The organism is Pseudoalteromonas sp. S4492, from assembly GCF_005886115.1.
GTDB lineage: Bacteria > Pseudomonadota > Gammaproteobacteria > Enterobacterales > Alteromonadaceae > Pseudoalteromonas > Pseudoalteromonas gelatinilytica.
On the sequence record NZ_PNCP01000041.1, the window covers coordinates 39,121 to 63,384 of the forward strand.

The 24,264-nt window shown below is 42.6% G+C and carries 22 protein-coding genes and 1 pseudogene; 8 read left to right on the forward strand and 15 right to left on the reverse strand.

Going from position 1 to position 24,264, the window contains the following annotated elements; all coding sequences use genetic code 11:
- Window positions 1-9: 9 nt before the first annotated feature.
- On the reverse strand, window positions 10-597 hold the full coding sequence (locus tag CWC28_RS13765) for an outer membrane beta-barrel protein (protein ID WP_063703006.1): 588 nt from the start codon (window positions 595-597) through the stop codon (window positions 10-12).
- 103 nt (window positions 598-700) lie between these two features.
- On the opposite strand from CWC28_RS13765, the gene CWC28_RS13770 reads away from it, so the two are divergent.
- From CWC28_RS13770 to CWC28_RS13795, 6 genes are all read left to right on the forward strand, one after another.
- The gene (locus CWC28_RS13770) at window positions 701-1,171 is read left to right on the forward strand and encodes a CreA family protein (RefSeq protein ID WP_054551027.1); all 471 of its coding nucleotides are present in this window, start codon (window positions 701-703) and stop codon (window positions 1,169-1,171) included.
- 3 nt (window positions 1,172-1,174) lie between these two features.
- Window positions 1,175-1,957 carry a hypothetical protein gene (locus tag CWC28_RS13775; RefSeq protein ID WP_063703008.1) on the forward strand — a complete coding sequence of 261 codons (783 nt, stop codon included), beginning with the start codon at window positions 1,175-1,177 and terminating at the stop codon, window positions 1,955-1,957.
- A 6-nt stretch (window positions 1,958-1,963) separates the two neighbouring features.
- Complete coding sequence (locus CWC28_RS13780) at window positions 1,964-2,584, forward strand: LysE family translocator (protein WP_138625276.1); 621 nt, start codon at window positions 1,964-1,966, stop codon at window positions 2,582-2,584.
- Window positions 2,585-2,591: 7 nt separating this feature from the next.
- Complete coding sequence (locus CWC28_RS13785; RefSeq protein WP_119852453.1) at window positions 2,592-3,107, forward strand: gamma-glutamylcyclotransferase family protein; 516 nt, start codon at window positions 2,592-2,594, stop codon at window positions 3,105-3,107.
- A complete protein-coding gene (locus CWC28_RS13790; RefSeq protein WP_063703012.1) occupies window positions 3,104-4,651 on the forward strand; it encodes a serine hydrolase in 1,548 nt (515 codons plus the stop codon). Before CWC28_RS13785 ends, CWC28_RS13790 begins: the two co-directional genes overlap by 4 nt.
- A gap of 68 nt (window positions 4,652-4,719) precedes the next feature.
- On the forward strand, window positions 4,720-5,640 hold the full coding sequence (locus tag CWC28_RS13795; protein ID WP_063703013.1) for a histone deacetylase family protein: 921 nt from the start codon (window positions 4,720-4,722) through the stop codon (window positions 5,638-5,640).
- On the opposite strand, the gene CWC28_RS13800 is transcribed toward CWC28_RS13795, so the two are convergent.
- Window positions 5,637-5,930, reverse strand: coding sequence for a hypothetical protein (locus CWC28_RS13800; protein WP_105181316.1), 294 nt, complete (start codon window positions 5,928-5,930; stop codon window positions 5,637-5,639). The two genes, CWC28_RS13795 and CWC28_RS13800, sit on opposite strands and share 4 nt — an antisense overlap.
- Window positions 5,931-6,008: 78 nt before the next feature.
- Here CWC28_RS13800 and CWC28_RS13805 point away from each other — a divergent pair, with 78 nt between their 5' ends.
- Complete coding sequence (locus tag CWC28_RS13805) at window positions 6,009-8,513, forward strand: EAL domain-containing protein (protein WP_138625277.1); 2,505 nt, start codon at window positions 6,009-6,011, stop codon at window positions 8,511-8,513.
- Here CWC28_RS13805 and CWC28_RS13810 read toward each other — a convergent pair.
- The 13 genes from CWC28_RS13810 to rsmD form a co-directional block, all read right to left on the reverse strand.
- A complete protein-coding gene (locus CWC28_RS13810; protein WP_105181314.1) occupies window positions 8,510-9,319 on the reverse strand; it encodes a DUF2797 domain-containing protein in 810 nt (269 codons plus the stop codon). The genes CWC28_RS13805 and CWC28_RS13810 overlap by 4 nt on opposite strands.
- A 46-nt stretch (window positions 9,320-9,365) precedes the next feature.
- Window positions 9,366-11,864, reverse strand: coding sequence for an EAL domain-containing protein (locus CWC28_RS13815; RefSeq protein ID WP_138625278.1), 2,499 nt, complete (start codon window positions 11,862-11,864; stop codon window positions 9,366-9,368).
- 94 nt (window positions 11,865-11,958) lie between these two features.
- Entirely contained in the window at window positions 11,959-13,245 is a 1,287-nt protein-coding gene (purD, locus tag CWC28_RS13820) for a phosphoribosylamine--glycine ligase (protein ID WP_063703023.1), read from the reverse strand.
- Between the two features lie 15 nt (window positions 13,246-13,260).
- Complete coding sequence (locus CWC28_RS13825) at window positions 13,261-14,082, reverse strand: class I SAM-dependent methyltransferase (RefSeq protein WP_063703025.1); 822 nt, start codon at window positions 14,080-14,082, stop codon at window positions 13,261-13,263.
- Between the two features lie 102 nt (window positions 14,083-14,184).
- Window positions 14,185-15,771 carry a bifunctional phosphoribosylaminoimidazolecarboxamide formyltransferase/IMP cyclohydrolase gene (purH, locus tag CWC28_RS13830; RefSeq protein ID WP_063703027.1) on the reverse strand — a complete coding sequence of 529 codons (1,587 nt, stop codon included), beginning with the start codon at window positions 15,769-15,771 and terminating at the stop codon, window positions 14,185-14,187.
- A gap of 229 nt (window positions 15,772-16,000) precedes the next feature.
- Window positions 16,001-16,291 carry a DNA-binding transcriptional regulator Fis gene (gene fis / locus CWC28_RS13835; protein WP_002957804.1) on the reverse strand — a complete coding sequence of 97 codons (291 nt, stop codon included), beginning with the start codon at window positions 16,289-16,291 and terminating at the stop codon, window positions 16,001-16,003.
- Window positions 16,292-16,312: 21 nt separating this feature from the next.
- The gene (gene dusB / locus CWC28_RS13840) at window positions 16,313-17,284 is read right to left on the reverse strand and encodes a tRNA dihydrouridine synthase DusB (RefSeq protein ID WP_171038310.1); all 972 of its coding nucleotides are present in this window, start codon (window positions 17,282-17,284) and stop codon (window positions 16,313-16,315) included.
- A gap of 268 nt (window positions 17,285-17,552) precedes the next feature.
- Complete coding sequence (gene prmA / locus CWC28_RS13845) at window positions 17,553-18,434, reverse strand: 50S ribosomal protein L11 methyltransferase (RefSeq protein WP_063703032.1); 882 nt, start codon at window positions 18,432-18,434, stop codon at window positions 17,553-17,555.
- Between the two features lie 64 nt (window positions 18,435-18,498).
- On the reverse strand, window positions 18,499-20,367 hold the full coding sequence (rpoD, locus tag CWC28_RS13850; RefSeq protein WP_063703034.1) for an RNA polymerase sigma factor RpoD: 1,869 nt from the start codon (window positions 20,365-20,367) through the stop codon (window positions 18,499-18,501).
- 123 nt (window positions 20,368-20,490) lie between these two features.
- The gene (dnaG, locus tag CWC28_RS13855; protein WP_138625279.1) at window positions 20,491-22,242 is read right to left on the reverse strand and encodes a DNA primase; all 1,752 of its coding nucleotides are present in this window, start codon (window positions 22,240-22,242) and stop codon (window positions 20,491-20,493) included.
- Between the two features lie 136 nt (window positions 22,243-22,378).
- Window positions 22,379-22,825: a GatB/YqeY domain-containing protein gene (locus tag CWC28_RS13860; protein WP_062568695.1), complete on the reverse strand. Its 447-nt coding sequence runs from the start codon at window positions 22,823-22,825 to the stop codon at window positions 22,379-22,381.
- A 21-nt stretch (window positions 22,826-22,846) separates the two neighbouring features.
- Window positions 22,847-23,062 carry a 30S ribosomal protein S21 gene (gene rpsU, locus CWC28_RS13865; protein ID WP_002957797.1) on the reverse strand — a complete coding sequence of 72 codons (216 nt, stop codon included), beginning with the start codon at window positions 23,060-23,062 and terminating at the stop codon, window positions 22,847-22,849.
- A gap of 145 nt (window positions 23,063-23,207) precedes the next feature.
- Entirely contained in the window at window positions 23,208-23,825 is a 618-nt protein-coding gene (gene rsmD, locus CWC28_RS13870) for a 16S rRNA (guanine(966)-N(2))-methyltransferase RsmD (RefSeq protein ID WP_105181310.1), read from the reverse strand.
- Window positions 23,826-23,887: 62 nt separating this feature from the next.
- Here rsmD and CWC28_RS13875 point away from each other — a divergent pair.
- Window positions 23,888-24,264: pseudogene (locus CWC28_RS13875) on the forward strand (hypothetical protein); the annotation flags it as partial.

The window sequence follows — 24,264 nt, forward strand, 5'->3', positions numbered from 1 at the left end:
GGGTCTTCCTTAAAAGCGGTAACTAAAACCGATGTTTGTTTGAAATTGGTTTAACACATCACCATCAAAGTGCCATAGACATTGATTGTCTTCTGAGGTTGGCAATGTGCACGATACGTTACTTGCATTATTTACAATAGTTGCCAGCCAGCGAGTTTCAACATAAACCCGGGCTTGTTCGGTAATTAAATAATCTGCGCCGGCATAAAGGCCTGAGGTAAAAAACGTATCGGAGTCGGCAAAGTCAGTACTGACATGATTTGCGCCAATTTGGGCACCCACAAAACCAACTACACGGTCAGCTAATGGCACTTCTACAGCACTTTGAAAGAGCAGGTATTGCATCTCGACTTGATTTTTGGTTTGGTCTTTCATATCTAGTTCGGTTGCTGAATAAAAGAACCCATAGCGAGCATTATCAATGGTTCTATCTAGGCTGACTGTAAAATGGCTGTCATCCTCAAGCTCAATTTTTAGGTTTTCTTCGGTTTGCACCGAGTTAGTAAAGTTTTTGCCGAAACCAGCGCTAATAGAGTAGCCAGCGTGAGCGGTACTACTTAAGAACATTAAACACAGTAAACCAAGCGATTTTTTCATTGTTTAGGTGCTCGTTGTTGAAGATATTTTGAGATAGTATTGAAACATAGCAAGCAAATCGTTGTAAACGGACAACTATCGCTTTTTAATAAGGAACACTAGGATGAAGTTACTAAAATTAGCGGCACTTACTGCGCCATTGATTTTGTTGAGCGGTTGCTCGGATGACGCTGCTTCGGTGAGTTTAGGATTATTCACGACCAAAGATATTAAAGTGGTATCACAACAAGATCCGCTTATAAGCGGTGTTACTTGCCACATCAGCCATATTGAAGCGAATCTTGATTTTGCTGATCCATCTGATATGTCTATTGCATGTCGTCAAACTGGCCCCATTACCGCTGAACAATTACAGCAAATTGACCGTAGTAAATCGGGCGAAGTGGTTTTTAAGTCATCGAAAAGTATTTTGTTTAAATCGTTAAAAGTACGTCGTATTTATGATGCGCCAACACGTACTCTTTTATATTTGTCTTATTCAACGAAAGAGTCGAGCGGCAGCCATCATCATGCTTTATCAACTGTGCCTCTTTACAATACGGATGCATGGCAATGGGCACAATCACAAGAGTAATTTATGTTAGCGTTATTTAAGTCAGCTCCAGTTGTTGATGAGCAAGAGCAGCAGTGGTTAATCGATACCTTTTTATGGGCAGTTGAGCACTTTGATAGTGAATATTTTTTAAAACACACACAAATCATTTTACCTAACGGGCAGTTCTTTCCGGATAGGGTGTCGAGCGTCAGTGAAATGGCTGAAAAGGTATTTAGTCGGGTTGTTGAGTATGCGGGTATGCAGGCGTGGCCAATTAACTTAGTTGCGCCATCTGGGCTTACACCGCAGGTGTTTCCGCATTTTGAGTTTCAAGACAGTTTACGCGGTAGCGAGGCAAGTTTAATTGTACCGGCAAATCATCCGGTGAATATCTCGTTTAACCCGAACCAAATCAATCAACCACAAGATTTAGTGGCAAGTTTTGCTGGTACCTTAGCGACTATTTTGATTCACCATGTGGGTGTCTTACCGCCCGGCGGTAAAGAGTACTTACCGCAAGCGAGCGATGCATTGGCATGCTATTTAGGCTTTGGGGTAATGATGAGTAATACGGTGTATCAATTTAAAGGAGGCTGCGGCTGCGGTTATAACCCTTATGCCAATCGCCAAGCGGCGCTGACTGAGCCACAAACGCTATTTATGCATGCGCTAGTTACGCATTTTAAAGGGGATAATCAGTCGAAGAAGTTTTTAAAACCCCATTTACGCAGCCAATATAAAAAAGCGCAAAAGCAAATTAAAGCATTGGTGAGTGACAGTGCAAATCCGTTGTTATTGGCATTAGATGAACAAGCAGTAGGGTAATATTGAGTGCAGTATTTAGATGAGTTTTTATTGATAGCCATTGCTCACTTTTTTGCAGTAGCAAGCCCAGGCCCTGATTTTGCAATTGTACTCAAGCAAAGTATTCAACAGGGTCGTAAAAATGCGCTGTGGACCAGTGCCGGTGTTGGTGCGGCTATTCTTTTGCATATTGCTTATTGTGTATTAGGTGTGGCGTTAATTTTATCGCAGTCGCCTAGCTTATTTATGGCTTTAAAATACCTTGCAGGGGCTTATTTGGCTTTCTTAGGTGTACAAGCATTACGTAGCGCAAAACCTACCGATAGTACGCAGCAAACTCTTGCTCCTGCTGAGCCTGAATCTGTGTATAAAGCATTTCGACGCGGCTTTTTTACCAATGCCCTTAACCCCAAAGCAACACTGTTCTTTATGTCGTTGTTTACTCTTGTGATTAGCCCTGACACACCTGTTTTAGTGCAGGCTGGATATGGCGTGTATATGGCAATGGCGACTTGGCTGTGGTTTTCATTTTTATCATTGGTGTTATCAAAAGCATCAGTGCGAGCATTTTTCTTAAAAAGCGGATACTGGTTTGATAGAGGCATTGGGGTGATCTTAATTGCCTTAGCTATTCGCGTTGTTGTGTGAGGTGAATATGGCGCTGTATAACTTTTCATTTGGTTCAAATATGTCATCGAGTCGATTGCTGGCAAGGTTGCCTGAAGCAAAGCGGGTGGGCACAGCTATTTTAAAAGGCTATGAGCTGACGTTTGATATGGTGAGTACCGATGGCTCTGCGAAATGCAGCGTGCGTAAAACAGCGCAGCTAGATGCCTTAGTGTATGGCGTTGTGTATCAGTTAAACGAAGCTGAAAAGTCGATTCTAGATGACATTGAAGGGCCGCGTTATGACTGTGTGGATATTACAGTTGAACTCATTGATGGCGAGCAACTTGCTGCCCATTGTTATATTGCTAACACCTTAGATGAGTCTTTACTGCCATTCGACTGGTATCTTCAGCATGTTCATCGCGGAGCGCTTGAAGCAGGTGTACCAAATCATTACAGTGAAGCAATACTCGCAAGACCAAGTTGCGATGATCCAGATAAAACCCGAGCAGCGAGAGAGTTCGCTATTCACAACAATAAAAATCACCAAGGGACATTATGACATTTCGTAAATTAGCCGTTGCCGCGGCGCTGTTATCAAGCTGTTCGTTTTACAGTTATGCTGATATCGATAGTAAGAAAATTGAAAAAGTAATCGAAACTTCAATGGCACGTTTTGATGTGCCGGGTATGGCAGTGGCGATTGTTGAAAATGATAAAGTCGTATTAGCTAAAGGCTTTGGTATCGCAAACCTTGATACGGGTAAAAAAGTAAATAAAGACACCTTATTCGGTATCGCGTCAAACACCAAAGCATTCACCGCAGCAGCGTTAGCTAAATTAATTGATGAAGGTAAGCTGAGTTGGGATGACAAAGTGATTGATCATCTACCAGAGTTTCGTCTTTATGACCCTTATGTCACGCGTGAAATGACCATTCGCGATTTACTAAGCCACCGTAGCGGCTTGGGCTTAGGACAAGGCGACTTAATGATTTGGCCTGATACTGACAAATCAATTGAGGAAATCATCGCAGGTCTAAAATACTTAAAACCAGCGAGTAGCTTTCGCAGTAAATACGCGTATAACAACTTAATGTTTGTAACAGCCGGTGAGGTAGTAGCCCGTGTTTCAGGCATGAGCTGGAATGATTACATCGAGAAGAATATTCTTCAGCCACTTGATATGAAAAACTCACGTGCAGGTTTTTCACGTATTCCTAGTAGCAATAAAAACTGGGCGACAGGTCATATTCCAATGGATGGCCAACTTCATCCATTTTTTGTGAACTACCTTGAAGATTTCCGTGGCGCTGGTGCGATTGCATCAAGCGTGAGCGACATGAGCCAATGGCTACGCACGCAGCTTGCTCATGGCAAAATGCCAAATGGCCAGCAGTTATTCACTGAAAAGCAGCAGCAACAAATGTGGCATCCGCACATTACCTCAATGGCATCAAAAAGTGCTTATGAAGCTTACCACCAACAATTTAGAGGTTATGGTTTAGGTTGGAGCATTGAAGATTTCCACGGCATTAAAAAGCTAGGCCACGGTGGTGGTATCTTAGGTATGGTGTCTCAAGTGACTTTAGTACCTGAGAAAAACCTTGGTATTGTTATTCTGAGTAACCAGCAAGCGTTTAGCGCGCTCTCTGCAGTGACCTATGAAGTGCTAGAAGATGCATTAGATCTTGAAGATAAAGACTGGGTTGAAGATCTTGCCAAAAAGCACTTTGAAGGTAAAAAAGAAGCTTACGCAAACGCAAAACCAGAAACACCTGCGGATTATCAACCAAAATTACCGAACATCAACTACACAGGCACGCTGCATGACAACTGGTATGGTGATGTGGTTATTGAAGAGTTAAATGGCCAGCTACGTATTGATTTTACACATACAAAGCGTTTGAAAGGTCAGCTTGAGCATTACACAGGCAATACGTTCATTGTTAAGTGGGATGAAAAGTTACTTGAAGCCGATGCTTACATTGAGTTTCAAATGAGCCCTGATAACCGAGTGAGTAGTGCGAAAATGCGCGCTGTCTCAACGGCGGTCACAGACTTTAGTTTTGACTTTAGAAATTTAGATTTACGCGCTAAAAAGTAAACCAAAGTCGCAAAGCCACCGTTAGGTGGCTTTGTTATACTGGGGGAAAATAATTCAAGGAGCGTATTATGAGAACGGCAGTTATCTCACATCCATTTTGTCGTAAACATAAAATGATTGAGGATCACCCCGAATGCCCCGCGCGTTTAGATGTGATCACCGACCGCTTGCTAGCAAGTGGTGTTGATGTGGCAATTACTCACTTACAAGCTCCTAAAGCCAGCCGCGACGATTTTTTACGTGCTCATGATGAATCTTTGGTTAGTCATGTAGAGCAAACAATTCCCGCTGAAGGGCTTGCTGAATTAGACGGCGACACATGGCTGTGCCCAGATTCAATGAAAGCGATTGAACGAGCCGTTGGCGCTGGATTACTCGCCGTTGATGAAATCCTTGATGATAAGCTGGATGCCGCGTTTTGTTCTGTTAGACCACCAGGACATCATGCAAACCGCAGTACCTCTGCAGGATTTTGCGTTTTTAATAACCTAGCCATTGCCGTGAAGTACGCGCAAAGCAAAGGTGTAAAACGCATCGCTATTTTGGACTTTGATGTACACCATGGCAACGGCACACAAGATATCTTTTTAGATGATGACACTGTGTTGTTTTGCTCTTTGTTTCAACACCCGTTTTACCCAAATACCGCCGTTGAAAATAACGCGACGTTAGTGAACTCACCGCTGCCAATTGCCAGTGATGGTAATGACTTAAAAGCTGTTTATCTTGAGCAGTGGTTGCCAAAACTCAATGAATTTAAACCTGAACTATTGTTTATTAGCGCCGGGTTTGATGCTCATCTTGAAGATGACATGGCAAGCTTGAAGTTTGTTGAAGACGATTACGCATGGCTAACCACACAGCTAGCAGAGTTTTGTCAGCAACAAGATTGCAAGGGGATTATCTCTTATCTTGAAGGTGGCTATGCTTTATCAGCCCTTGGTCGCAGTGCCGTTGCGCACATTAAAGCGCTGGTGGATGCCCCTTAATCTACCAGCATCGCAAAGGCTTGCGGTGGTGCAAGCCGAGTAACCTTACTTAAGCAGCACACTCCTTCTTGTGCTAGATATTCTGTCACTCTATTCGCAAGCTCAACGTCAGTTAACGCTTTCACGCTTTCTCCCTGCAAGTTGACATACTGCCCTGTTGTTAAAAGCAAGATAGCTTCTTGCTGCTGCTCTTCACTCAAACCATATACAAAGCTTTCTATATCGGCTTCATCTTCTACTAACGCTATTTCATGAGCAGAAAAGATAATCTTAGGAAATGATGAGTGCATTTATTGTCCTGTGTCAAAGTTGCCAAGGTTGAAATGATTATAATTGCCAATTCATGTAAGAACTAGGAAAGTCGACTTATGAATCAACCAAGACGACATCAAAAGGTCAGTGATGTCTTTTCGCAAAAGCTGGTATCGTGTCCTGCGCATACGCCTTTGGTCGATGCGGTGAGGTTGATGCATGTTCACAATGTGACGGCGATTTTTATCAAGCATGAGCAATCCGTGGTTGGGATTTGGACGGAAGCTGATTGTTTGAAAATTGACATCAGCAGCCCGCTTTATAAAAACCTAGCCATTCACGAGGTCATGTCAGCGCCTGTTATTACGGTGCCAAATCAATGCTCAGTCAGTGATGCAACCTTGCGTTTTCAACAGCATGGCATTCGCCATTTATTGGTGATGGATAGCGAGAACCAGCCTGCAGGTATGTTAAACCTTTCAGATATTGTGCATAACCAAGGTTTGGACCACTACCTACAATTTCGGCCTATTCATGAGCAGTATCGCACTGACCTAAAGATAGTTGATGCGCAAACACCGATAGAAGAGGTTGTGCAACTGATGCGGGCAGGCCGCCTTGATAGTGTACTGGTTTATAACCAAGAGCTTGAACTGCACGGTATTATTACTCAGCGTGATATTGTTGAGCTGATCATTCAAACCGAGTGGCTAAATCCTTGTTGGCAATATGCTAGCTACCCGCTCATTGAAATTGATTGTGAAAGCAGTTTATTTGATGCGTATCGCACTATGACAGAGCGTAATGTGCGTCATTTGGTGGTCAGAGATGATGAAATTTGCGGGGTGATTTCATTTGCTGATTTGATCACAGAGATTGAGTCAGCTTATTGCTGCGAACTTGAGCGGGCAATTGAGCAGCGTGATATTGCTTTGCAAAAGTCACAACGTAACTTGTTTTTGGCAAATAAAATTATTGATGCTTCACTCGATGGCATCATGCTAACCCGTAAAGACGGCACGATTATTCAAGTTAACCCTGCTTTTACTAAACTGACCGGCTTTGCCGAGCATGAAGTAATTGGTAAGCGCCCCAATATTTTAAGCTCTACAAAACATAGTCGCTCGTTTTATCAAAAAATGTGGCATGCCATTGAATACGAAGGGGTCTGGCAAGGAGAGATCTGCAATTGCAAAAAAGATGGTGAAGAGTATGTTGAGTGGCTCACCATTATTCAAATAAAAGATCCTAACTTTGATGAAGTACTTTATGCGGCAATTTTTAGCGATATTACAGAGCGCAAACGTGCAGAAGAAAAAATTGCCCAGCTCGCCTATTACGATGAGCTAACAGGCCTGCCTAATCGCCGCTTATTTCATGACAGACTCTCAATTGCTCTTAGCACCGCCAAGCGAAACCACGATCTATTAGCGGTGATGTTTATCGACTTAGATCGCTTTAAAGAGGTTAACGACAGCTTAGGGCATGACGCTGGCGATAACTTATTGCAGCAAGTGGCAGAGCGTATTTTATCAATTCTACCTGAAGGGGATACCCTTGCACGCTTAGGTGGCGATGAGTTTGTTCTGCTATGTGAAGTAAATCGGGTTGAAACACTTCTAAACTTTGCCGAGCAAGTCTTGCAGCAAGTGAGTATGCCGCTTGCTATTAACGAGCACGTGGTTGCGATTACTGCCTCTATTGGCGCGGCGGTTTACCCTGATGATGGCGTAGATAGCGCTACACTGCTTAAGCATGCTGATATTGCTATGTACCGTGCTAAGGAGGTGGGCCGTAATTCATTTCAATTATTCAAACCAGCGATGAATGCACGCTCTTTAGAGCGATTGGCTATGATGAGCCGATTACAAAACGCCATCGAAAGCGATGAGTTTGAGCTTTATTTCCAACCTAAGCAGCAATTAAATTCAGGCAAAATTTTAGGGGTAGAGGCACTGTTACGTTGGCATGAGCCAAACCTTGGAGTGATTTCACCTGCTAAGTTTATCCCTCTTGCTGAAGAGCTAGGCCTAATTGTGAAACTTGATTTATGGGTCATCGAGCAGGCCTGTATAGAGTTAGAAAAATGGCAGCAACAAGGCATTGAAGCTGGGCGCTTAGCAATTAATATTTCGGCTAATCACTTACGTCAGGGACAATTAGCATCGAATGTTGAGCGCTTACTTGAGCGTTACAATGTAGACCCACACAAGCTTGAAGTAGAGCTTACTGAAAGCTGTTTTATCAGCCACTTTAGTGAGGCTAAGCAAGAGCTACTCGCGCTTAAAAAGCTAGGTGTGCATATTACGTTAGATGACTTTGGAACGGGCTATTCGGCTTTAAGTTACTTAACCAAACTGCCAATTGATACGTTAAAAATAGATGCCAGCTTTATCGCAAAAGTGCCCGATGAATACGGTAATAGTGAAATTGTTACGGCGATTATTAGCCTGGCGAAAAGCTTGAGTATTCATGTTGTCGCAGAAGGGGTAGAGAAGGTAGAGCAGTTAAATTACTTACGTTCACTTAACTGCGATACCATTCAAGGCTATTACTTTTGCCGCCCAATAGCGAAGCAGCAATGGTATGACTTTTATCTTAATACCGAAAAAAGTGCTTAAGCTAGGCTAATTTCGTAAGAAGTAAACTTACGAATATTAATGACGCCAGTATCAAAAATTAAGTACTGGCCTTTAATGCCTTTTAAAATACCCGATACTTCTGGTGCTTTATCAAAATTAAAAGAGCTGATTTTGCTTGGGTATTCACTTACTGGGTAATCTAGCTCAACCACCCCTTCATCGAGCTTTTCAATGGCTGTTGCGCCAAATAGCTCTGCAAGCTCACTCAGCTTAGCATCAATCTGTGGGATCAACTCTCTGGCAGCGGCTTTTAAATCAATCGCTTCAGATTGGCCTTTTAGCATGTTTCGCCAATTGGTTTTATCAGCAATAAACTCGGCTAAGGCAACCTCAACTAAACCCGATTGAAGACGGGTTTGTACTTTGAAGATAGGTAAAGCTTGCGTCGCACCTTGGTCAATCCAGCGTGTAGGAATTTGAGTATGGCGGGTAATACCTACTTTTAGGCCTGAAGTGTTGGCTAAATACACGTAATGCGGGATCATGCAGTTTTCTTCACCCCACTGTGGCTCACGACAGGTGCCCTTATCAAAATGGCACGTTTCAGGTTTCATGATACACATGTCACAGCTAGCCAGTTTACGCATACAGACAAAACAGTGGCCTTGAGAGTAGCTTTTCTTGGTTTTTTTACCACAGTTACAGCAAAAAATATTGCCGGTGAAAGTCAGCGTGAGCGGCTTACCAATATAGTCATTTAATGAAACTAGCTCATCACCGATAGGTAGTTGATATTCGACAGGAGAGGTCAGTGTCGACTTTAATTTTCTGATCGTACCTTGCATCTTTACATGGCCCCTAAAGATGTTAAAAAAGGCAGTGTAACACGGCCTATTTAAATTGTGAGGCAATAAAGCTTAGATACTCATTAATCGGCACCGCTTTGCTGTAATAATAGCCTTGCCCTTGATCTGCGCCCATCTTGATCAGCATTTTTTCTGTTTCTTGGTCTTCAATTCCTTCGATGGTGATATTCATATCGAGGTTATGGGCCATATCAATGGCCGTTTTTACCACTACTTGGTTGGTGGTGTTATTCACTAAATCCAGAATAAAGCTCTTATCGACTTTAATCGTGCTAAATGAATAATTTACCAAGTAGTTTAACGACGAGTAACCAGTACCAAAATCATCGAGTACCACCTTGCTACCGAGTTTATTAAGTTCGCTGATAAAGCTAACCATTTCATCATGGTTTTTTATAAGCGCAAACTCAGTTAACTCAAACTTTAACTGACTCGCAGTAATGCCATGTTTTAAAATGGTGTTTTCGACTTTTTCGACAAGCTTAGGGATCGCGAGATTCTTGGCACTTAAATTAACGCTAATGGTATGGTCGCGATAGCCTTGTCGATTAAGCTGGGCTGCGGCTAGGCAAGCCTGATCAATCACCCATAAGCTCAACTCGTTAATTAAACCAGTACGTTCAGCCAATAAAATGAGTTGCTCAATATCCAGGTATTTCCCTGCTGTAGGCCAGCGTAACAATGCCTCTGCGCCACAGATAGCACCGCTGCGCAAATTAATAATGGGCTGTAAGTAAATGGCTAAGGTATTGCTTCGCATTGCTTGTTGTAACTCGGCGGCAAGGCTGACATCCATATCGATATGCGGTGTGTTAAAGTCGATGTTTTGCTGCTTTTGTGACAGACCTAAGTAGCCACGTTGTAGCCAAATATCAAAGCCATCATCACTCACCGGTTCGGTAATGCTATGGCGGTAGTAAAGCTGCAGGTCTAAGCCTGCCACTTTATATTGCTTAGGCAGCTGTTTGCATAAGTTGCTAAGTTCTTGGTGTAGCTCTGCTTGTGATTGAATTTTGGTAGAAATAAAAGCCAGTACACCATTGCCTAAGTCAGCTACTTTTGGACTATTATCTAACGCCGATTCTAAATTAATAAATTGCCTATTCTTATTAATTTGGTGCTCTAGCGATTGGGCAACAGTGATAATTATTTGGCTGCTTTGGCTTGGCTTTAGAATACTCATTAGGGCATTAAATTGCTCGATTTTCACTAAGCAAAGGTTAGCGAGTCTTTGCTCCGAGGTAATTGCCATATAGGCTTGTTTGAGCATTGCTTGGTTAAGTAGCTCAGTCTGTTGAGTATGGGTTGCATGATACAGCGCTTTTTCACGTTGATAACGAACGCGGTCTGCCAGCGCCATTGCCATGAGCACAATCTCACAGAGAATGGCGACTAAAAATATGTGCCTAACGGCAAAGCTGTAGGGAATAAAGCCTGTAAGTTCTAACGGCTGAATGGCTGCGCCTACAATCAGTGGCACCCACGACATGACATAAAACTTTGCCCACCTAAAACCGCTCACCAACTTTTTGTAAATCATGCAAATACATAAAATGTATAACGGCACCATGATGGCAAAAAAGATTTTTGAAGAATGGTATTCCAGCATAAAAAAGCTGATAAGACTGAGACTAAACAGCAGGGCTAAAAAGCTGATACTGAGCTTGTATAGGCGACAATTATCTTTATGGTAGCGTAAGAACATGGTGCAGAACGCGACGGTGAAAAATGCAATCGCATAGTTACTGAAGACCACTTGCTCATTAAAAAAGATTTGCCACGATAACGGCCATAAATAAAAACCAAAGCCGAGCACTGAGCCCATAAGTAGCAGTGCTGAGATGATGTAGCCTATATAAATAAGGTAGACGCGGTCACGGATCCCTAAAAATAATACCAAGTTATACAGAGCTGCCATGATCAGCACACCAATGAAGATCCCCCAAATTCCTGATTGCGAACGTAGTAGGTCTTGAAACTCTTTTTCACCATAAATATTAATAGGTGTTTTGCTAATCCCAACCGTATCTATTTTTATAATGAGGGATGTTTGTTCATAGCCCTGCATTGTAAGCATGCTGTGCGGTGTACTGTACTGAAACAAACTAAGACCAGATACTTTATCACCCAACTCGGTTGTATCTATAAGCTGCCCCATATCATCAACATGATAAACGCTAAGGTAATCAACCATAGGGTTATCAAAGTGAATTGCCAGCTCCACAGGTTTTGCTTGGCGGTTTTCTAAATCAAGCTTTAACCAATAATCTTGCGCCGCTAAATCCCATTCAACATCTTTAAAAGGGCGATGTTTAAGCTTGTCTGGCTCTGCTAAAAACTGCTCGAGAGTCAGCGCTTTACTGGTATCAATTCGATACGCCGTATTACTGTAGATGGGGGCTGTTTTATCTATGGTGTAGCGGGTAGGGCTGGCTAAATGTGCAGCGAGGGTAGCAATGATAAAAAACAAAATTGTCAGAATAAGAAATGAAACAAAGTTATATTTCAGTGCTTTATTATTCAAAATTAGTTCTTTATCTAGGTAAATGTTCTTAACAGTGTAGCATTAAAAAAGCGCAGATAAACTGCGCTTTTTTCAGAATTAGACTGGTTTGACCTTAATTCTGTTCGCGAGCAATAGCACGGTAAGCGATATCAGTACGATATTCCATGCCTTCCCAGCTGATTTGATCAACCAGTTTATAAGCACGTTGCTGCGCTTCAGTTACTGTGTTACCAAGTGCCGTAGCACACAGTACACGACCGCCAGCTGTTACTACGTTGTCGCCGTCTTGCTTAGTCCCTGCGTGGAATACTTTCTCACCTTCAGGGTAAGTAACTTGCAAGCCATTGATAGTGTCACCTTTCGGGTAGCTATCTGGGTAGCCTTTAGCTGCTAATACAACACCGACTGCTGCACGTGGGTCGAACTCGATTGCTGTTTTATCTAGTTCTTCACGGTTAGCCGCTTCGATAAGTTCAACAAGATCAGACTTAAGACGAAGCATCATTGGTTGTGTTTCAGGGTCGCCAAAACGACAGTTGTATTCGATTACTTTTGGCGTGCCATCAGCGGTGATCATTAAACCTGCGTATAAGAAACCAGTGTAAGGGTGGCCTTCTTTTGCCATGCCTTCAACCGTTGGGTAGATCACTTCGTTCATAATACGTTGGTGAATTTCATCAGTCACTACTGGTGCCGGTGAGTATGCCCCCATGCCGCCAGTGTTTGGACCTTGGTCACCATTGTAAGCGCGTTTGTGGTCTTGGCTGGTTGCAAATGGCAGTACGTTTTTGCCATCAACCATCACGATGAAAGAAGCTTCTTCACCTTCTAAGAACTCTTCGATAACTACACGGCTACCCGCTTCACCGAAGCTGTTGCCTGCAAGCATATCGCGGATAGCTTCTTCAGCTTCAAGCTCTGTCATCGCAACGATAACGCCTTTACCAGCTGCTAAGCCATCAGCTTTAACAACAATTGGCGCACCTTTTTCTTTAAGGTAAGCCAGTGCAGGGTCGATTTGTTCAAACGTTTGGTAATCAGCTGTTGGAATGTCGTGACGTGCTAAGAAGTCTTTAGTGAATGACTTCGAGCCTTCTAGCTGTGCAGCACCTGCTGTTGGGCCAAAGATAGCTAGACCGTTTTCACGGAATGTATCAACTACACCTAAAACAAGCGGTACTTCTGGACCAACAATGGTTAATTCAACGTTGTTTTCTTTAGCAAAAGTAACTAAACCTGCTAGGTCTTCAACATTGATAGCAACGTTTTCTAGTTTTGGCTCAAGTGCAGTACCTGCGTTACCTGGTGCGACGAAAACGGTGTTTACTTTAGTATTTTGTGCAGCCTTAAACGCAAGAGCGTGTTCGCGGCCGCCACTGCCGATGACAAGTACATTCATGGCGTATAATCCTATTTATAGCGGTTTTTTAAACTTCAGCGTCATACGATCACTTTCACCAATTGCTTTATACTTCGCGGCATCTTGCTCGCCTAAACGAAGGCTTGGTGGTAGTGTCCACACCCCTTTAGGGTGATCTGCTGTATCAAGTGGGTTTGCATTAATGTCACTGCTTGCCACCAGTTCAAAGCCAGCTTGCTTTGCAATATCAACTACATAGCTTTGCTTCATATAACCTGATGATTTCTGATCCTCATCACTGCGCGCTTCAGGTAGGCGGTGTTCAACCACACCTAAAGTGCCGCCAGGTTTAAGTGCTTTATAAAATGCTTTAAACGCACTTAACGCGCCTTCTTTATCTTTACCCATGTACCAGTTGTGTACATTTCTAAATGTTAAGACAAGATCTGCGCTACCCGCTGGTGCAATATCAAGATGCGTCACTGGCGCAAACTCAGTCAGTTTTACTTCACTGAAGCGTGCGTCATCGCTCATCTTTTTCTTAAAACCAGCTAATGAACGTTGGTAATAACCCACGTCAGAATCAGCAGGGAAATGTGCCGCGTAGTAAACACCATGGCCTTTAACAGCCGGTGCAAGGATTTCACTGTACCAACCACCGCCCGGTGCAATTTCAACAACGGTCATGCTTGGCTTGAAGCCAAAGAACTCAAGTGTCTCAACTGGATGGCGATATTGATCACGTGCGCTATTTTTAGCATCACGTTCGCTTGATTGCACGGCTTGTGTAAGCGCTGATTCATGGCCATGGCTTAAAGCCTGTGCTGATGTCAGTGCGAGGCCTGCAACAAGTAACGACTTAACGGCAAATTTCATCATCTGTTCCTTCATTATATGGGTAATTATTATTATTAATCAGAATACGTGAATTTGTGGCAAACAAAAAGGGTTAAGCTATTTGCTTAACCCTTTATGTGATTAGTGGCGGAAATGGCGCATACCAGTAAATACCATTGCCATACCAGCTTCGTCAGCTGCAGCGATAACTTCTTCATCGCGCATTGAACCACCTGGTTGAATAACAGCGGTGATGCCAGCTTCTGCAGCTGCATCAATACCGTCACGGAATGGGAAGAATGCATCCGATGCCATAACTGAACCTTTTACTTCAAGGTTTTCGTCAGCGGCTTTGATACCTGCAATTTTAGCTGAGTAAACGCGGCTCATTTGACCTGCGCCTACACCAATCGTCATACCATCACGTGCATAAACAATCGCGTTAGACTTAACGAATTTAGCTACTTTCCAGCAGAATAATAAATCTTTTAATTCTTGCTCAGTTGGTTGACGCTTAGATACAACTTTAAGGTCGCCTTGCGTTACCATGCCTAGGTCGCGGTCTTGAACTAGAATACCGCCATTAACACGCTTGATGTCGTGACCTGTTGCATTACCCGTCCATTCACCACATTCTAATAAACGAACGTTTTGCTTAGCAGATACGATTTGTGCAGCTGCTTCAGATACTTTAGGTGCAATGATAACTTCAACGAATTGACGAGAAACAATTGCTTCAGCTGTGTCTGCATCAAGCTCTTTGTTGAATGCGATGATGCCACCAAATGCTGATGTAGGGTCAGTTTTGAATGCACGATCATAGGCTTCAAGAATGTTGTCACCAATTGACACACCACAAGGGTTCGCATGTTTTACGATAACACACGCTGGTACGTCGAATTCTTTTACACACTCTAATGCTGCGTCAGTGTCAGCAATGTTGTTGTAAGAAAGAGCTTTACCTTGCAGTTGAACCGCAGTCGCAACAGATGCTTCAGTTAAGTCGTTTTCAACATAAAAAGCAGCGTCTTGGTGTGAGTTCTCACCGTAGCGCATATCTTGCTTTTTAGTGAACTGCATGTTGATAGTGCGTGGGAATTTAGTCTCTTCAGCAGCTTCTTCTGTGTAGTCAGGAACCATTTTGCCGAAGTAGTTTGCAATCATGCCATCGTACTGAGCTGTGTGCTCGTAAGCTGCGATAGCTAGGTCAAAACGTGTTTTATACGTTGTAGAGCCGTTGTTGCTTTGCATTTCGCTGATTACACGGTCGTAATCTTTTGCATTTACCACGATAGTCACGTCTTTATGGTTTTTCGCCGCAGCGCGAACCATAGTTGGACCACCGATATCAATGTTTTCAATCGCATCTTCTAGGCTGCAGTCTTCTTTCGCAACAGTGTTTGCGAAGGGGTATAAGTTAACTACAACGATATCGATAGCAGAGATGTTATTCTCGCTCATTACGTCTTCATCTTGACCGCGACGCGCTAGGATGCCGCCGTGAATTTTAGGATGAAGTGTTTTTACGCGACCATCCATGATCTCAGGGTGACCAGTATGGTCAGATACTTCAGTGACTTTGATGCCGTTATCAGCAAGTAATTTGCAAGTACCGCCAGTTGATAAAATATCCACGCCTTGTGCTTCAAGAGCGCGAGCAAATTCAACGATACCGGTTTTATCTGACACACTTAGTAGTGCGCGACGAATTGGACGATGTGTATCCATTGTAGTTTTGATTACCTCAATGTTTGAGCTAGCTTAGAAAGGCGGTATTTTAACTGAATATGCTTTAAAAAACGACGTTTAAAGCGTGAGGATTTTGCATAGTTTTTAACAGCTATAAAAAAAGCACCTTAAGGTGCTTTTTTCAATAACTTATTACCAGTTACTATGAAGCTGTAAGCAATTATAACGATAGCTCGTTAGAATGATTACGGATTCAATATAACGGGTATTAGTTCATGCCGTATTTTTTAAGCTTTTTACGTAAAGTACCACGGTTGATACCTAGTAAGATTGCAGCACGAGTTTGGTTACCACGTGTGTACGTCATTACTTCTTCAAGTAATGGTGCTTCTAGCTCAGAAAGAACAAGGTCGTACACGTCTTGTACGTCTTGACCATTAAGTTGCTTTAAGTAGTGATGAACAGCTTTTTTCACTGCATCACGCAACGGCTGTGGTTTCTCGTGTGACTGTACATGAGGGTTTGTGATAAATGGAGAAGTCACGTTTTGTTCGAACATCGTTATATGTCTCTTTCTTTCTTAGTTAGCTGCTAGTGTTTTAAAGTATTCTTCTAATGCGTCGACTTGTGCCTGTGGGTTATCTAACGCATTAAATACTCGCCTAAACTGACCGTCACTGTCATGGGTTTGCAAATACCAAGATACATGCTTTCGAGCGATACGCGCTCCCATCGGCTCCCCGTAAAACTGATGAAGATTGTCTAAATGCTCCATCAAAATGCTACGCACCTCTGCAATTTCAGGTGCTGGCAAATGTTCTCCAGTTCGCAAATAGTGGTCTATCTCCCTAAAAATCCAAGGGCGACCTTGGGCGGCTCGACCAATCATAATGGCATCTGCACCCGTATAATCCAAAACCTGCTTTGCTTTTTCTGGTGAAGTAATATCACCATTGGCAACTACAGGGATAGACACTGAACGTTTTATTTCCCTAATCGTGGCGTATTCTGCTTCACCTTTATACATACATGCGCGCGTTCGCCCATGTACCGCCAGTGAGGCAATGCCATAACGTTCAGCAATTCTCGCAATCTCGACACCATTACGGTTATCCTGATCCCATCCAGTACGGATTTTTAAAGTGACAGGGACATCAACAGCGTTTACAACGGCATCGAGTATCTCTTGTACTAATTCAGGAAACTGTAATAAGGCAGAGCCTGCGAGTTTCTTATTCACTTTTTTAGCAGGGCACCCCATATTAATATCTATGATCTGTGCACCATTGCTGACATTGAATTGTGCTGCCTGCGCCATAAGCTCAGGATCGGCTCCGGCGATTTGCACCGAGCGAATTCCCGACTCACCGCTGTGATCCATACGGTTCATCGATTTTTCGGTTTTCCATACTTTCGGGTTTGACGAGAGCATTTCAGAAACAGCTAGGCCTGCACCTAAGCGACGGCAAAGTTGTCTAAATGGTCTGTCTGTAATGCCTGCCATTGGCGCGACAATTACGTTGTTCTCAAGTTGGTATGAACCGATACGCACGTTATTCAATAGGCCTCTTTTCAAGGGGCGCTAAGTTTACGGTTTTTTTTGCAAAAATCAAAGGCTATAAATTGAACAAAAGTGACTTTTTTTTGCCCTTTTTGTATTGACATTTGATAACAGTTTGACGGAAAGGTTGATTTGTTTGATATTTGAACAAAAATATTTTTGCTGTTTGAAAAGTGAGAATCTACTAACTGTAAAAATAAGGTAAAGCCTGTTAAATACTGGCTTTACCTATTAGATTAGAGTAAATACTCTTTAGCTGTTAAGCGTGCTTAGTACCACTGACTCGGGTCCATTCACCTTCAACTGCAATCTCATCAAGCGCTAAAAATGGCGCATAAACGTCGGCTACAGACTGAGCTTGTTCTTCTAAAATACCCGACATGGCAATTTTACCATTAGGTTTTAAAAGACCTAAGATCACTTCATGTAGTTCGCGAAGCGGTTGTGCAAGAATATTCGCCACGACAATATCAGCTGTAAACTCAGGCTGATCTTCTGGTAAATAGACTTCTAGTTTATCTGCAACGCCATTACGCTGCGCGTTATCTCGGCTTGCTTCAAGAGCTTGAGGATCAATATCGATACCAATCATACGCTCAGCGCCTAGTTTGATCGCTGCTATTCCTAAAATACCCGAGCCACAACCAAAGTCGACCACGGTTTTACCTGTTAAATCTTGGCTTTCGAGCCATTTTAAACAAAGTGCAGTCGTTGCATGGGTACCGGTGCCAAAAGCAAGACCCGGATCGAGTAATACATTAACAGCATTAGGATCGGGAATATCACGCCAGCTTGGGCAGATCCATAAGCGCTCACCGAATTGAATTGGGTGGAAGTTATCCATCCATTCACGTTCCCAATCTTTATCTTCTAGCTGTTCAATTTTATAAACAAGCTGATCGGCAAGTGTTGCTTCAGCTTTGAGTGTCTCTACAACGCTGTCCATATCGTGGTTTGCGTCATAAAGGCCAATCACAGTGGTATCAGCCCATAGTTGAACGGTACCAAGCTTTGGCTCATAAATTGGGGTATCTTTGGCGTCAACATAGGTTACTGACGCACTGCCAGTGTCCATTAATAAGTCGCTGATTAATTCTGCGTTGTCAGCGTTTGCATTGATGCGAATTTGGATCCAAGCCATGAATATCTCTCGAATAGAAAAAAGGCCGCAACAGCGGCCTTTTAGTTAATAACGCGATACTAAATTACTTAGCATCTAAGAAGCTTTTCAGTAAGTCAGAACGAGAAGGGTGACGTAATTTACGTAACGCTTTCGCTTCGATTTGACGAATACGCTCACGTGTTACGTCAAACTGTTTACCTACTTCTTCTAATGTATGGTCAGTGTTCATATCGATACCGAAACGCATACGTAATACTTTAGCTTCACGGGCTGTTAAGCCTGCTAATACGTCGTTTGTAGCGCCACGTAATGATTCCATTGTTGCAGAATCAATAGGTGAGTCGATAGTGGTATCTTCAATGAAGTCACCTAAGTGCGAATCTTCATCATCACCGATTGGTGTTTCCATTGAAATTGGCTCTTTTGCGATTTTAAGTACCTTACGGATCTTGTCTTCAGGCATTAACATACGCTCAGCTAATTCTTCTGGGCTCGGCTCACGACCCATCTCTTGTAGCATTTGACGAGAGATACGGTTTAGCTTGTTGATCGTCTCAATCATGTGCACAGGAATACGGATCGTACGTGCTTGGTCAGCAATCGAACGCGTGATTGCTTGACGGATCCACCATGTCGCATAAGTTGAGAACTTATAACCACGGCGGTATTCGAACTTATCAACCGCTTTCATTAGACCAATGTTACCCTCTTGGATAAGGTCTAAGAATTGTAAACCACGGTTGGTGTATTTTTTCGCAATCGAAATTACAAGACGTAAGTTCGCTTCAACCATTTCTTTTTTCGCACGACGAGCTTTCGCTTCACCGATACTCATACGACGGTTGATGTCTTTAATACGCTCGATGCTAAGACCTGTGCTTTCTTCAATTGCACATAACTTATTAATACAACGAATGATCTCTGGCTTAACTTCTTCAAGTGCTACTGAGTATTTCTCGTTTGCAGCAATTTCAAGGTCAATCCAGCTTGAATCTGTTTCGTTGTTAGCAAAATGCTTGATGAAGTTCTTTTTCGGTAACTTCGCAATTTGTACAGCTTGCTTCATGATGATACGTTCTTGAACGCGAACGCGGTCCATCATATCGCGCATGTTGTTTACCATGCGGTCAAACTGTTTTGGCACTAATTTAAATGTTTTAAATAGTTCGCCGATTTCTGCAATAGCTGCTAGTGAATCAGGGTGTGAGCGACCTTTCTCTTCGAATGTATCACGTGCTTTATTATAAAGGTTACGTAAGTTTTCAAAGTGAATGCGGGCTTCTTCAGGATCAGGGCCTGTATCGCCGTCGCCATCACCGTCACTATCATCATCGCCATCTTCATCTTCGTCTTCGTCATCAGCTTCGTCGTCTTCGTCGTCAAGCTGTTCTTCGTTTAACTCTGAACCGATATGAGTAGCAGAAATTTGTGATTCGTCTTCATTATTAGGATCAAAGAAACCTGAAATAATGTCGCTTAAGCGCATTTCTTCAGCTTCAAATTTGTCCCATTGCTCTAGTAGATAAGTGATTGCTTCTGGGTATTCAGCAACAGAAATCTGTACTTGGTTAATACCTTCCTCAATACGTTTAGCGATTACGATTTCGCCTTCACGTGTAAGAAGTTCAACAGTACCCATTTCACGCATATACATACGGACAGGGTCAGTTGTTCGACCGATCTCTTTTTCTACAGTCGCAAGTGCAGCGGCCGCGGCTTCTGCTGCGTCTTCGTCTGTCGTTGTTTCTTGCATCATTAATTCATCAGCATCAGGTGCGCTTTCGCTTACCTGGATACCCATGTCATTAATCATGCTAATGATATCTTCTACCTGATCTGAGTCGATAATGTCTTGTGGAAGGTGATCATTAACTTCTGCAAAAGTTAAATAACCTTGCTCTTTACCTTTTTGAATCAGAAGCTTTAATTGTGACTGAGGAGTTGGATCCATAGAGATTTATTCTTCCACTCTGAAAGTTGATACAACAGGCGCCAGCTCGCTTATTAATTAAGCGACACGAAAACTAACTAGACGCAGTGAATAGCACAGTATAACAGCATTATTCAATTCTGACTAGCTGTTGCTGCCTTTTAACGCTTGTGTCAGTAAGTGGCATTCTAGCCTTTCTTCGCTGCTTAAGCCTTGGGTTTTGTCTTTTATTAATAGGGTCTCTAGTCGATAATTTAAACACTGGTCTTCAATAAATTTAAAAGTATTTTTAAAAACCGTCTCTAAACGATCGTCATTTATTTGGTGCTGCCAAGTTGCTAACTTCACTAGCGCGTCATATTCAGCGCCACCCCTAAATGACTCTAAAATTTGTGCGGTGGTGACACCTTCACGCTCTAGGGCTAAATGCTGAATGCGTAAAAATAATTCAATACCCGCGATTTTCATTTCTGCTAATTCTGGCATATAGGCTATGCTGGTCGCCAAATTAGGGTGTTGCAATAAAATCCCAATGGCTTGGCGCATCGGTGTGATTTTAAATTTTCGTTCAATAGCATGTTGCTGTTTTGGCGATTTAACGCGGTTATTTAATTGCTCCCGCGTACGACCAATTAAACGGCCAAGATGTTCCAAAATATTTTCTTGGTAAAAATCACTGGGGATTTTTTCAATTAGCGGTAGGGCATCACTGAGTAGTTTTGCTTTACCTGCATCTTGAGTGAGATCAACCTCTTGGCTGAGCTTATTAAACAGCACCTTGGTAAAATCATCTGCTTCACTTAATCTTGCCTCAAAAGCGTCTTTACCTTCTTTTTGTACTAGCGAATCAGGGTCTTCACCGTCTGGTAAAAACACGAACTTCAATGATTTACCATCTGCAAGATAAGGAAGCGCATTCTCAAGCGCTCGCCATGCCGCATCACGACCAGCGCGGTCACCATCGTAACAACAAATCACTTTATCTGTGGTTCTAAATAACGTGTGCATATGCTCTGCAGTGGTGGCTGTGCCAAGGGCTGCGACGGCATATTCAATGCCTTGCTCGGCTAGAGCAACGACATCCATGTAGCCTTCAACAATTAAAATATGGTCGAGCTTTTTGTGAGCTTGCTTTGCTTCGTATAAACCATAGAGCTCAAAGCCTTTGTGGAAGATACGGGTTTCTGGTGAGTTAAGGTACTTAGGACCTTGATCCGCTTGCATAACACGGCCACCAAAGGCAATCACCCGACCGCGTTTATCGCGTATAGGGAACATGAGTCGGTCACGGAAAAAGTCAAATTGGCGACCAGGCGACTTTTCAGAGGCTAGTTTTAGTTCTACAAGCTGCTCTTTTTGATCTTTATTGCGGCCAAGTTGCTGGCATAGCGCTTCCCATTCGCTCGGGGCATAGCCAATCATGAACTTTTTCGCTGTTTCTCCGCTTAAGCCACGACCTTTGATATAGTCGATAACCGTTTTCGAGTTGGCATGATGCTTTAATTGATGCTGATAAAAGCGTGCTGCGTGTAACATTAAATCGTAATCAGAGCGCTTTTGTTCGGCTGTACGTTGTGGGCCTGAGCTGCCCCCTTGTTCACGAGGTACGTCTAAATTGAGCATACTCGCTAACTCTTCAATGGCATCAACGAATTCTAATTTGTCGTATTCCATAACAAATGAAATTGCATTGCCATTGGCACCACAACCAAAGCAGTGGTAAAACTGTTTATTTTGAGAAACGGTAAAAGAGGGTGACTTTTCGTTGTGGAATGGGCAACAGGCTTGGTAGTCTTTACCTGCTTTTTTTAGGCCAACTCTCGAATCAATTAACTCAACAATATCTGTGCGGGCGAGTAAATCATCAATAAACTGTCGAGGGATCTTTCCGGCCATAGCTGTTGTTTTTTCCTGCGCTATCTTTGCGTTCTAAAATAAGATTTGAACACAATTACTGTGTTTATGAAAGACTAAAAGCAAGAAACCGAGCACTAGGCTCGGTTTGCTTGAATCATACATCTGTATGTGGGGGTTAGGCAGTTAATCGTTGCTTGATTAAGCCAGAAATCTTACCTAAATCGGCACGACCTTCAGCTTTGCTTTTGATAACTCCCATTACCTTACCCATGTCTTGCATACCCGCTGCATTTGTATCAGCAATAGCCGAGTCAATAAGAGCAATGATTTCTTCTTCACTCAATTGTTGAGGTAAGAATTCTTCAAGTGCTTTAATCTCATTGGCTTCAATTTCAGCTAAATCTTCACGGCCCGCATCAATGTACTGGGTGTAAGAATCGCGACGTTGTTTTACAAGCTTCACTAGAACAGCGGTAATACCGTCGTCATCAAGTGTAATTTGCTCGTCAATTTCACGTTGCTTGATTGCTGCAAGTACCATGCGGATTGGCTTAAGACGTTCTTTGTCTTTTGCCTTCATCGCATCTTTTTGCGCATCTTTTAGCGTTAATAAAAGGCTCATTTATACAAGACCAAATACTGATTAGTATAATTTAACGCGACGTGCGTTATCGCGAGAAAGCTTCTTCATGTGACGCTTTACTGCAGCAGCTTTTTTACGCTTACGCTCAGCTGTTGGTTTTTCATAGTGTTCGCGACGACGAACTTCTGAAAGGATACCTGCTTTTTCACATGAACGCTTGAAGCGACGAAGTGCTACGTCAAACGGTTCGTTCTCTCTTACTTTAATTACTGGCATTAAAAATTCACCTACCTAAATAATGAGCGTTGCTCAAGTTGATCAAATAACGATCAAGTGGTTCAAAAATGGTGCGGTATTGTAATCCGAAGCAACACCACATGTAAAGGATAATATTAACAGAAACTACGTTTGCAAAACAGTGTTAATTTGCCTCTCGCTGATATAAGCGGCAAATCACTTGTCCGGCGGTTTTTTCTTTTAAAAGCATCCAGTTATCTGGAATGTCAAGGCTGTTTAATTCGCTTTCGACTTCAACATATATTAGCGCTTGGGCAGTTAACCAGTTATTTTCTTCGAGTAAAAAACAAGTTTTTTCAGCTAAGTTTTGTCGAAATGGCGGGTCAACAAAAACCAAATCAAATTGCTCGTTTTGCGCATTATTAGCTAATAGAGAAAGGCTATTATCTTGTTTAATCACTGCATTATCTAATTTAAGCGTGCTAATATTTTCTTTTAGCTGAATAGCGGCACCTTTATCGAGCTCAAAAAAGGTAGCGCGTTGAGCAAAGCGAGATAAAGCTTCAAACCCTAAGCCGCCAGAACCGGCAAAGCAGTCAAGAACAGCTGCGCCTCGGGTATCTTGCATTAGCCAGTTAAACACCGTTTCTTTAATGCGATCTGTGGTTGGACGTAATCCTTGCACATCTTTTACAGGGAGTTTCCTACCTCGAAATTGTCCGCTAATGATACGAATAAAGCCATTTGCTGATTTATTGTTCGTTGCTTTCACTAGGCGGTTAGCTGTTGATTTTTTTCTCATTTAACTCACTAATCATTGGTAACTGACCCCTAGCTCAGATAATATTGTATGCAATAGCTAGCGTGTCATTTTTCTACTGCGCTAAAAGTGATAGTATTGCGACCTTAGCGATAGATGGTACCTGTTTATGTTTGGCTAAAATGCTGAACTGTCACCAAACTATTATTCATGTAAGTTTATCAGATTTTTATAAGTGGTTATTAGCAAGTATGGCAAAAAAAAGTAAATTCCTGTCTTGGTTTGGTTTTGGCAAATCAGATAAGCAACAAGCAGAGCAAGCAGCAAAAGAGGCTGATAACCAGAAGCAAATAGAAGAACAACAGCGAATTGAAGCAGAAAAGGCAGAAGCTGAACGTTTAGAACAAGAACGCATTGCTGCAGAAAAGTTAGAAGCAGAACGTTTAGAGCAAGAGCGTATTGCTGCAGAAAAGGCAGAAGC